General features: G+C 54.4%; 9 protein-coding genes. 4 read left to right on the forward strand and 5 right to left on the reverse strand.

Annotation, left to right across the window (positions count from 1 at the left end):
• The first annotated feature begins 213 nt into the window (after nucleotides 1-213).
• Nucleotides 214-1,023 (forward strand): phosphonoacetaldehyde hydrolase, encoded by an 810-nt coding sequence (gene phnX / locus PLIM_RS18635; protein ID WP_013111870.1) that lies wholly within the window; start codon nucleotides 214-216, stop codon nucleotides 1,021-1,023.
• 252 nt (nucleotides 1,024-1,275) lie between these two features.
• Here phnX and PLIM_RS18640 read toward each other — a convergent pair whose 3' ends face one another.
• Both PLIM_RS18640 and PLIM_RS24460 read right to left on the reverse strand, forming a co-directional pair.
• Nucleotides 1,276-3,687, reverse strand: a complete 2,412-nt coding sequence (locus PLIM_RS18640; RefSeq protein ID WP_041402220.1) for an FG-GAP repeat domain-containing protein — start codon at nucleotides 3,685-3,687, stop codon at nucleotides 1,276-1,278.
• A gap of 174 nt (nucleotides 3,688-3,861) precedes the next feature.
• Nucleotides 3,862-4,017 (reverse strand): hypothetical protein, encoded by a 156-nt coding sequence (locus PLIM_RS24460; RefSeq protein ID WP_155523254.1) that lies wholly within the window; start codon nucleotides 4,015-4,017, stop codon nucleotides 3,862-3,864.
• A gap of 113 nt (nucleotides 4,018-4,130) precedes the next feature.
• On the opposite strand from PLIM_RS24460, the gene PLIM_RS23255 reads away from it, so the two are divergent.
• Nucleotides 4,131-4,799 (forward strand): FHA domain-containing protein, encoded by a 669-nt coding sequence (locus PLIM_RS23255; protein WP_013111872.1) that lies wholly within the window; start codon nucleotides 4,131-4,133, stop codon nucleotides 4,797-4,799.
• Nucleotides 4,800-5,332: 533 nt separating this feature from the next.
• On the opposite strand, the gene PLIM_RS18655 is transcribed toward PLIM_RS23255, so the two are convergent.
• The 3 genes from PLIM_RS18655 to PLIM_RS18665 all read right to left on the reverse strand — a co-directional run bounded on the left by PLIM_RS18655 (nucleotide 5,333) and on the right by PLIM_RS18665 (nucleotide 8,712).
• Complete coding sequence (locus PLIM_RS18655; RefSeq protein WP_013111873.1) at nucleotides 5,333-5,536, reverse strand: hypothetical protein; 204 nt, start codon at nucleotides 5,534-5,536, stop codon at nucleotides 5,333-5,335.
• 1,420 nt (nucleotides 5,537-6,956) lie between these two features.
• Nucleotides 6,957-7,784: a sugar phosphate isomerase/epimerase family protein gene (locus tag PLIM_RS18660; protein ID WP_013111874.1), complete on the reverse strand. Its 828-nt coding sequence runs from the start codon at nucleotides 7,782-7,784 to the stop codon at nucleotides 6,957-6,959.
• Between the two features lie 139 nt (nucleotides 7,785-7,923).
• The gene (locus PLIM_RS18665; protein WP_013111875.1) at nucleotides 7,924-8,712 is read right to left on the reverse strand and encodes a TatD family hydrolase; all 789 of its coding nucleotides are present in this window, start codon (nucleotides 8,710-8,712) and stop codon (nucleotides 7,924-7,926) included.
• 533 nt (nucleotides 8,713-9,245) lie between these two features.
• Here PLIM_RS18665 and PLIM_RS18670 point away from each other — a divergent pair.
• Nucleotides 9,246-10,091 (forward strand): thiazole synthase, encoded by an 846-nt coding sequence (locus PLIM_RS18670; RefSeq protein WP_013111876.1) that lies wholly within the window; start codon nucleotides 9,246-9,248, stop codon nucleotides 10,089-10,091.
• Nucleotides 10,092-10,160: 69 nt separating this feature from the next.
• Nucleotides 10,161-11,183 carry an AAA family ATPase gene (locus PLIM_RS18675; RefSeq protein WP_013111877.1) on the forward strand — a complete coding sequence of 341 codons (1,023 nt, stop codon included), beginning with the start codon at nucleotides 10,161-10,163 and terminating at the stop codon, nucleotides 11,181-11,183.
• The last annotated feature ends 95 nt before the right edge of the window (nucleotides 11,184-11,278 follow it).

Genomic DNA, 11,278 nt, shown 5'->3' on the forward strand with positions numbered 1-11,278 from the left:
CCACCGTGTGCCATGCTTGCAGCCTGCCTAAGTTAATACTGGGCAAGCATGTTTTCGTGACCAACCACGCGCAGTTGTTTCCTGGGAACCGTATCAGGCCCCAAAATGTGAATTTTTTGTGACTCTCAGGCAACTGGATTGACTGAGTGTCGCTGATTCGTCACTATCAATTGCACATCAATTTCATTGATCTTTTGCGATGCAAGTGGGGCGATGATGGCGAGCGGCATTCAATTGGTGATCTTTGACTGGGCTGGGACGACCATTGATTTCGGTTCGCTCGCACCTGTCCGGGCCTTTGTGGAACTCTTCCGCCGGGAAGATGTCGCTGTCACGACGGCCCAGGCTCGTGTCCCGATGGGCATGCACAAAAAAGATCACATCCGCGAGATGCTGCGGATCAGTGATGTCGCTGCCCGCTGGCAGGCGGCCAAAGGAAGTCCCTGGACAGAAGCTGATGTCGATCGCCTCTATCATGCCGTCGCACCAATCCAGCTTGATACGATCCGGCAATCGGCAGAACTCGTCCCCGGTTTAGTGCCAGTCATCGAGAATCTGCGGCAAACCGGTCTGAAGATTGGTGGCACCACCGGCTACTTTGTAGCGGCTGCTCAACTCGTTCTCGAACAAGCCCAATCCCAGGGCTTTATTCCCGATTGCTCCGTCAACGGCGACGAAGTCCCCAAGGGACGACCAGCACCCTGGATGGTCTATCGCGTGATGCAGCAACTGAACGTCTACCCTCCCTCGGCTGTCCTCAAAGTCGGAGATACCCTGCTCGATATCGAAGAAGGGCTCAACGCCGGTGTCTGGAGTGTCGGCGTCTGCGATTCCAGCAGCGAGTGCGGCTACTCTCTCGACGAGTGGCAACAGCTCTCCGAGCAGCAGCGGGCCGCATCAATCTCGCGGGTGAAGGACAAATTCCTCGCAGCCAAAGCCCATGCCGTCATCGATTCGATCCACGAACTTCCCGCATTGGTGAAATCGATCAACGAACGGATCGCTCGCGGCGAAAAGCCTTAATTCATGACGATCAGCTCTGATACGCTTTTCATGAAATCATAGCGCTCTGTGTGCCATGCCCTGGGCTGTCTATGACACACAACATTGCATGCCTATTGATCTGAAGTGTGGCATGTGACTGCGTGGCTGGGGTCAAACGTCCTCGTTTGCCCCCTGGTCATGGGGACATTGATCATCCCTGGCGAACTTTCTCACCTGTCATGAAGCATGTCTTCACAACCAGCCACGCGCTGTTACTTCCAGGAAAACGTATTACCTCGCTTTGGCAGGTTGAGCCTGAGCTCCTGTTGATGATGGAACCGCAGGAGTCTTCTGTGTGGTCCGAGCTGGCTCAGGCGATTCCACCGTATCCTGTGGGTAGATCAGCACGCGATCTTTCGCCAGCAGAATTAGATCCGTCCGGCCATCGCCCGTCACATCGGCGGCAATCCCTTCGCGAGGCTCGCCACTGCCACCTTCGTCGTCATCGAACGATTTCTGCTCGAATACCCGAAAACTGAGAGCCGCCTCCAGCCCGGTACTGGGGCGATACTGCACAAGTTGCAGGTATTGGCTGCGTGTGTCGATGATTGCCAGATCTGTCCAGCCATCATCATTAAAGTCCCCAGCGATAAGATCAGCCGGATAGGTCTTTTCCTGTGTCATTTCGAACTGGCCCAGCTCAGCAATTTTGGGAGAGACACCGCCGCTATAAAGGACTGCCATCCGATCAGTCCCCAGGACGAGGAGATCCTGTTGATGATCACCATTGAAATCGCCGGTCTTGAACTGCAGGAAAGGGAAGTCTCCCATGTCGATTTCCTTCCACGCCACCAGACCCTCCGGTGCCTGGCGATAAACACGCAGTTTGCTTAACCCACCGTCATACAGCACAACTTCGGGTCCCGGCTGTCCATCGAGTTCAATCGTTGTGCCTCCCATCAGTCGAGCGTTGGATTCCGGAGCAGTGTACTGCATCACGATCTGCCAGCCCTTAGCCTGGTCATAAGTCACAAACCGCACCAGGTTATCCTGCGATATCAGCAAGCCCTTAGCGTTGCCGAACTCGGCAATCGAGGTTCCCACCGCCCCTGCCATACCCGGGCCTAACGGGCCTGTCGAGTTAATCTCTGTCACCACGCCCTGATCGCCGAAACTCAGCACGATAGGCGACTTTCCTGCACCCTGAAAGACGAGCAGTTCCGACCGGTTATTCCCCGTAAGATCACCCGCAAGCATTCCTTCGGCACGCCCCTTGAGTGGTACGGTGTAGCTCTCCTGATCTCCGAATTTGAAGGGCACGAACTTCGTGCCGTTATGTGTCAGTGCTCGCAGCTTGCTCGAGTAATCACGTCCACTCTTACTCGCTTCGAGATACAGCAACTCGACCTGACCATCGCCATCAAGATCCGCCATTTCCAACGCGACAGGCTCAGTATCAATCGAGATCAACTCCGGGAAAGGTATCCGATCACCGCGGAAGGAAGTCACTCCCAGCGATTTTTCAGCCACACTCTGCACGATCATTTCGAGGCCGGGCACACCATCAACATTGGCCAATCGAAGCTGGTCGGCACCTTTAAGCGATGGCCAGCCAGTTCCCAAATCGAGCCCGAAGCGAGGATCCTGCCGAAAGAGCAATACGCGCGAAGCGGCTCCATCAGAGACGAGAATATCTGTCAGACCATCCTGATCGACATCACCAATAGCGACTGAGCGATCTTTGGCCGTTCCCCCCGGGCCAAAACCAAACTGCACCAGTCGATCCGGAAGTTCACCCGCTTTGCGTGCTTCCATTTCGATCTTCGATAAGCGAATCCGGCCATTTCGAGAATCAATCGTGACAATTTCATTCCCTGGCTGGGCATCGATGTTCGCCAGCGTCACAGAACGGGGACGATCCAGATCAAAGAGAAACTCGGCTCCAAGAGTTTTGTTCCCGCGACCAAAGCGAACGCCCAGTTTGCGGTTGTTTCCTTCACCCGCTAAGTAGACCAGATCAGCGAGACCGTCGCCGTTGAGATCAGAAATCTGCACCAGACCCATCTTCTCCGAAGTATTGAGCAGCTTCTGCACGGGTGCCATCTGCCCCGAGGCCAGTTGCAGAAACAAACTCGTTTCCCGCTCTCCCAGAACGACCAGATCGGTCCGGTCATCCTGATTCAAATCACCAGCCGCGAGCGACCACGACGCTGTACTCATATCCGCCACACGCTGCTCAAACTTCCGGTTCCAGGTTCCTTTCTCAGGCTGGTAAAGAATGACCAGCTGGTCTGGTGCGCCCAGGTAGGCAATATCTGTCCGGCCATCTTTGTCAAAATCGCCTGTTGTTAATGAAAGAATCTCATGATCCACAGGCAACTTGACATGCTCAAACAACGAGCTTTGCTGCACTTTATTCACTTCGCGCGAAGCCACAGCATGGGGTGTGGTTTCTTTACGCTGAAGCAGCAGATCGATCCGGTTGTGGCTGTTATCGACCGCCAAAAGATCGATCAAGCCGTCATGATTCACATCGGCCGAGTGAAGAAACTTCGAGCGATCCTCGAGCTTCATGACTTCCAGCGGACCAAATCCGTAGTAACCAGCCAAACGGGAAGATTCTTCCGTCATTTGTGCAGTGGCGATCGAACAGAACTGCACAGCAGCGAGGACAAAACCCGCACACTTCCAGGAACCTGCCATGTTTGGAGATCGAGTTATCAATGTTCTGCTGCCACGAATGATTGCCTGGAGCATTGCTTCCATTTCCCTCTGTATCATCACGCAACCTGAGAGCCTCTTCAGGCACCAGGTTTATGCGAAGACTTCAATTTTCATGTTGAGAAACTTGGTTCTCCGCCAGACGAGGTTCGTCAATCAATGAATCGACGATGAAGTCGCTGGAGATTCTCCAATGTGAATTCCTTCACATTGTTTGTACTCCCCGCGCGAAGTGTCGGCAACAATCACCTGAGCAATCTCTCCCGCCACATTCAGGAATCCGCGATTTCCACTCACACGAACGCTGTGCATTGTTGCCACCCAGGTCGTCTGGAAAAAACTCCCTGAACTCGCCTCCCGCTTGACGCATGGGATTGTGGCTAATAGCTTCCTGAGAAGTATTTGCTGCGCTGCCGGGAAACGATATGCGGGTTGTGATACGGATTCTCGAAGGAATGGAACGAGGTGAGGTCTTTCACGACCTGACCCTGCCCTGCACTGTTGGTCGAGAAGAAGAGAATGCGGTTCAACTGAATGATGACCGCATCAGTCGCTTTCACTGCAAACTGCAGGAAGATTCTGGCCGCGTCATTTTGACCGATCTCGACAGTACCAATGGGACGCGAGTGAATGGCCGGGCTGTGCAGATGCATGTGCTGCAGCCGGGCGATCTGATTATGGTGGGCCGATGTGTCCTGCTTTACGGCGATGTCCCGCCACCGGCAGTCACTTTGGTGACCAGCAATCAGGGAGCCCCTGAGACGCGCATTGGCCTGACCGATCCCGGAGATTCCGGCGATCTCGAATTCTCGATTGCGACCGATTTTGAAATGGGCCGCAAACCCATGTTCCCTCATGGGCGCCCCGAGTTACCACTCGATCTGAAAGGGCTGCAGCGCGTTCAGTTAAACGATCTGATTGCCTGGATTCACGACGAACTCGGGAGTGCACTGCAGAATGCGAGTGAACAGTCATCTGCGATGACAGGTCTCAGGCAATTGATCATTCCGTGGGCTCAGCGTGAGCGACTGATTGAACTGGAAGCATCGCTGGCCGACATTCTACGCCGACTATCCAGCAACGACACAGTTTGATTCTCGGAGGCTTATGCGCCTTCTGTGAGATCATTCTTACTCTGCGTGCCATGCTCATTTCATGTGCCATGCTTGCAGCTCTGGGCAAGCATGTCTTCGCAACCAACACCGCTCTGTTATTTCCTGGGAGATATGCGCCGTGTTGGTCTCCGGAAAACAGCAAAGGGCAGCCATTCAAAGATGGCCGCCCTCTGCTCGCTGTAACGTTGCTGCCCGGCTGATCGACTTTCATCAATCAACCGCCACCAGTTCAAAAGAACTGAGGCAAGAGTGCTTCCTGTAGAGAACTACAAGAAACTTGGCAGCCTTGTGTGCATAAAAGTGAAGTCAATTGCCTTGAAAGTGAAACAGGTCATGCCGAGAGATGGGGCTGGGCGTCGATTCGATGAAGCATTGGGAACGCCCATGCCACATATCGAATCTGGGCTTGCCGAATTCTGCTGCCCGTAACACTCGGTTCAGGACTGATGGTCGATTTTGCAATACGACCTGCCTGAACGCCTGAAACCTCACCCGCAGGTGAGCTTCAAGATTTACGGAGCTGGTGTCGGAGTGGGAGCTGCCTTCTTGACTGTCTTCTTGGCAACAGCCTTCTTGACAGCCTTCTTGGCAACAGCCTTCTTCGCCACAGCCTTCTTGGCGACGGCCTTCTTGGCAACAGCCTTCTTAGCGACGGCCTTCTTGGCAACAGCCTTCTTCACGACGGCCTTCTTAACGGCGGCTTTCTTCTTGGCCACTTGCTCTTCCTCCAAAAAAGAGAACTGTCGTGACCATCCTTCCCGCTGGCTTACCGGGCATCATGCGGAGAAAGGCGGGTCACATAAAAACTGTTCGTAACCGACTGCCAACCTTGGCGAGTCGAGTAACGTCATCATCAACCTGCTTCGCTGATCACGATTGTTGTCGTGTTGTTCGCGACCTTGGCAGAGGTCATCTCACTCACTTGACAACGAGCATGTTGATAACAACATCACTGAACTGGCGACATCGTATGAATTCCTTGAAATTCTTCAAGCCAATTATCTGCTTACAGCACTCAAAATCTGTTGAATTCTGAAAGGTTTTTACAACCTGCTCTTCATGGCCAGCCACAAGCCTGCCTTTCATCGACCTTCATGCATCACATCCAGACCATGCAGATCACGTCTTGAACACAACGATCACATGGGATATGGCCACTCGACAAAACCCGATCGCAGCGACTGCTGAAGTCCTCCTCACTCTGGTTTCATGAACCTGATCACATCATGAGCATCGCTGAGTCATGTCTTAAAAAGGCCTGAAAAACAGGCGTTTCTGTAATGTCTGTCAGATCCAATCACATGATCATCAGCCATCTTGCACGGCCCATCACAACATTCCCTCCTCGAACGAAGAGATGTTCCATGATGATGCACTCACCCCTCTTCTGATCATGCTCCATCATCTGCGAGACGGGTTCGACGCGATCATCGACCATCACTCACGAGCAGCCTTCAGCATCCCTCATCTCGAAGCGAAAAAATTTATGAGAACATCAGACTTTTTAATCGTTCAGTTCGAGTCATGCCCTCAGTCGATGTGCCTGGGCGACCTGATCTGGATGGAAGAGATCTTGAATCGGCGCCAAAGTTCCTTCACCGCGCTCCACCATGAGAGATGAACATGGAAAGGTTGTTGCTCTTCATGGGCCGCCCACAACGACAGCCAGAGGAAACCTGCTGTGATGTGTCCTCGACGTATGGCTGGCGACCGGGAGGCCCCAGCAAGCAGACATGGGCAAAGCTGCTTCACCCCTTCTGACGGGAGCAGCGCATGTCACTGGTTCACCACGAAGGACACGAAGATCACGAAGAGAAAACATGGACAAATTCTGGCAAGTGGCAGAAAGCATCGCACGAAGAGGGGATAACTTGAAGAATGGAGATCTTCTTGGATAACTTCGCGGGTTCGCGTGAGGATGAATTGAAATTCGGAGGTCTCTCGCGAAGACGCGAAGGCTGCGAAGGGGGAAGAGTTGGTGCATTTCGCTGGCGCTGCATGGCACCCTACGGTTGGAAGAATATAGCAGACCCTCACCCGGCCCTTTCCATCGCAGACGCAGGCGAGGGTTCCATAATTGGCCACCCAACTACCAACTCCCAACTCCCAACTCCCAACACCCAACAATCAGCCACCTCAGCAGGAGCGGGCGTCTTCACAAAAGCGCAGCATGTGAGCAATACTATCCCGGGCAATCACTTCCGCTCCCGGGCTGTAATCGAAGACTTCCACACTCACCCACTTCGCATAGCCCGACTTAAACAGCGCATCAAAAATCGGTGCAAAGTCGGTCGTCCCCATCCCCGGGCCCAGCAGATTGGCATCATTCACATGGAAGTGAGACGTATAACTGGCGTACTTCATGATCAACTGATCAATGGGCGTCGGCTCACTGAGCATCGCCTTCACATCCTGATGCAGTCGGATCCATGGCGAGCCGATCTGATCAATCAGCGCGACCGCCTCGCCGCAGGTGTTGAGAAAATTGGTCTCTTTGGGAGACAGCGGTTCCAGGCACAACGTCACCCGGGTCTCGGCCAGGACAGGTTCAATCGCTTCCAGCACTTCGCGAGCATGCTCCATGCCCGTTTCTTTCGTCATCCCCACTTCCAGTTGCCGCTGCTGTGGTGAACCCAGCACGAGAATCTGGCCACCCAGATCGGCACACCCTCGGGCCAGTTCCGCCAGATAGGCCGCCGTCTTCTGACGAACTGCGGCGTCTTTGGTCGTGAGATGAAACCCCTCTGTCTTCGCCAGCAGCCAGTGCAGGCCAATAATCGACAGACCATGAGCCTGAGCCACCCGGCGGTATTCGGCCCGCTGCCCGCTGCTCACATCCGTGATCCGTGGAGCCAGCGTAAACGGTGCGACTTCCAATCCTTGATAACCCAGCTCAGCCGAGAATGCGCACTGACGCTCCCAGCTCCAGCCTTCGTACAGTTCCTGGCAGATTGCAAATCGCATGAATGCCTTCCGGAATGATAACACGCCCTCAAAACGATCACTCAAGGGCCAATAAAAAACATCTTCTCTCGAACTCGTAATCTAGTCGAGAGCATCCCTTCGATGAAAGAGAGGTTCACCCGGCAATCGACAGACCTCCTTAAGCCAACGGCGCTGGCCAACCCAAAAGCCGGAGTGCATTCGCAGTCGTTGTCGTCGCCAGTTCGTGTCGATCGATTTGCCTCGCATCGGCAAGCTTACCCAACGTGTAACGGACATGGGCCGGTTCGTTCCGTTTTCCACGCAAAGGAACCGGAGCCAGATACGGCGCGTCAGTCTCAATCAGAATCCGGTCGAGAGGTGCTTCTGTCGCCACAGCCAGGAGTGCCTCGTTGCGTTTGTAAGTAATCATCCCGGAAAACGACAGATACAAACCCAGCTCCAGACATTGCCGGGCTGTCTCGGCACTTCCTGCAAACGAGTGCATCAAGCCGCACAGCGGAGCCATCCGCGACATCTCTTCGAGTAACAGCAGCGTTTCAGGCTCTGCATCCCGGCAATGGACAATAAAAGGCTTCTTCAATTCCCACGACAGCTCGATATGTCGGCGGAAATAATCCTGCTGCAATTCGATGGGTGTCTGCTTCCAATACTGATCCAACCCCGTTTCACCCACAGCCAGCACCAGAGGATGGCGCGCCAACTGGCAGATCTCGCTCCAGTCAGTGGGTTGAGTCCCTGAGCAATAATTCGGATGAATCCCCACAGCAGCCCGCACGTGAGACTCCCGCTCGGCCAGTTCAATCGCTCGCTGACTGCTGGCCAAAGTCGTGCCAATCGACAGCATGCGCGTGACACCCAAGGCAATCGCCCGCTCGATCACATCGTCCCGCTCATTCAAAAAGGCATCTTCATCGAGATGACAATGTGTATCGAACAACTCATCCATGGAATTTCAGAACACCCGATTGAAGGTCACTGCACTGCCCGCACACTCGCTCGTTAAAACGATCAGCACGCCTTGTCAGAACTTTGAAAGACAACATCTTGAAGCGATCACTATCTCCAACTGACATCCGGATTGCAAAAGAACCTCCTGCCGGCTGTTTCAGGGGCATGCTAGACCCATCCCGGAAAACCATTGCTAGGAGAGTCGATCAAGCATGCTTGCTCCGAGCCGCAAGCATGGCACGCCAGGCGGTTTCACGGGCAACTGACCTGTGGTGCCCAAATCTCTACTCAGCACAAGGGACATCTGCGGGGAATGATTCTGTTGCGATATGATGAATGGACTCTCAGAATTCACTCAGACCTTTTCCAGACCAGTTCTCTGTTTTGTATATGCTCAGACTCGGTGAGCGAGCTTCTGAACGAGTCCCTGACCGGTCGAAGATCCCGGTCGGCTTGCGTTCCTTCCCGCTGGCTGACAGTCTGTGAGTCATATCACTGTCAATGCTCTTCCTTAGATAATGGTCCTTGGCGATGTCTGCAGATCAACCCGGTATGTCACTTCCCCGTTTCAAAGTCGGAAGCCATGAGCTTTCTTCCCGACTGATTGTCGGCACAGGCAAGTACACCACCTTTGAAGAAATGCACGATTGTCTGGCACTCAGCGGTGCCGATGTGGTGACCGTCGCGGTGAGGCGTGAGCGGTTGGTCGATAAAGAAGGCCGTAACATTCTCGACTTCATTGACCTTAAAAAGACCACCATTCTGCCGAATACGGCCGGTTGCTTTACTGCCGAAGATGCCGTTCGCACGGCCCGGCTGGGGCGCGAGATTCTCGAAGGGCTCGAAAACCCCGGTGCAAGCTGGGTCAAACTCGAAGTTCTGGGAGACAAAAAGACGTTGCTCCCCGATCCCATCGCCACTGTGGAAGCCACGCGCCAGTTGGTGAAAGATGGCTTTGAAGTGCTGGTCTATACGACCGATGACCCGATCACAGCCAAACGGTTGAAAGACGAAGGGGCTGTTTCGGTCATGCCAGCGGGTTCACCCATTGGCAGCGGGCAAGGTGTGCTCAATCCCAATAATATCCGTATCTGCCTCGAGTATCTTAAAGAGAACGACCCGGATTACCCGGTCATTGTCGATGCAGGAGTGGGCACAGCAAGCGATGTCGCCTTTGCCATGGAGTTGGGTTGCGATGCCGTCCTGCTCAATACGGCGATTGCGAGCGCTGCCCAGACACGGGACATGGCCGTGGCGATGAAGCTGGCCTGCCAGGCGGGTTATCTGGCAGCGCGGGCCGGGCGCATTCCCCGTAAACTGTACGCGACAGCCTCGAGCCCGGAAACCGGGTTGATTTCCCCCGCAGTGCGGGGTTAACCGTTCAAATTCTGACAGATGGCCGACTGATAACTCATACGCTGTTGCTCAATCGATGGAAAACGCGACATGTCCGACGTAGTGGAAATTGATGGTGTCTCGCTGCATCTCTCTTCGCCCGATCACACGCAGGAGCAGTGGATTGGCCAACGCGAAGTGCTGATGCAGCTTCTGGCCTGCTGGCTGGTGGTCGACGATCGCGATCTGCCGCTCTCTCCCCGCCTGATTGGTGCCCCCGGGATTGGCAAAACCACTCTGGCCATTGCTGCAGGCCGACAGCGCGGGCAGGAGGTTTACATCTATCAATGTACGGCCGACACCCGCCCCGAAGACCTGCTGGTGACACCTGTCCTCGCGGAAGACGGGAGGATTCGCTACCACGCTTCGGCGCTCGTGACAGCCATGATTCGTGGCGGCGTCTGCATTCTCGATGAAGGGAACCGCATGAATGAGAAGTCGTGGGCAAGTCTGGCTCCGCTCCTCGATCATCGCCGGTATGCGGAATCGATTGTGGCAGGGATTACCATTCAGGCCCATCGCGATTTTCGCTGTGCAGTGACCATGAATGAAGACGAATCAACCTTTGAAATTCCCGATTACATTCTCAGTCGCTTACAGCCCACCCTGACGCTTGGTCATCCGGCTCGTGAAGATGAACTGGCCATCCTGCGCTATCATCTGCCGTTTGCTGCCGAGGATATTCTGAACCTGACAGTTGAGTTTCTGCAGCAATCGCACGGATTGAAACTCGACTTTTCAACGCGCGATGGCATCAACGTCCTGCGGTATGCCATGAAACGGGCTGCTCAAGACCCGGAACACCCGTTGGCGCGCGATGAAGCCTGGCGGCAGTCTCTCGAAGCCTGTCTAGGTTCGGAAGCTCTCGATCTGGATCGTCTGGCAGCCAAAAACCGGCAGACGCTGGGTGGAGATGTGATGCCCATGGGCCTCGGAGATTTCTTCTTCTCCCCCAACGACCCGCTTCATCCCGACCGTCATGACGACGACGATGAGGATGATGATCTGGATGACGATGATGATGACATGTACGACGACGACGATGACGAAGACGATCGTCCTTCACGCCGGTGATAGACGGCCAGCTGACTATATTTGACGCACACCGACAAAGGCATGTTAAACACAGCGGCTCGAGGCAGGCTGGACAGACTCTCAATGCGCCATAG

It is taken from the genome of Planctopirus limnophila DSM 3776, from assembly GCF_000092105.1.
GTDB classification, from domain to species: Bacteria; Planctomycetota; Planctomycetia; order Planctomycetales; family Planctomycetaceae; genus Planctopirus; species Planctopirus limnophila.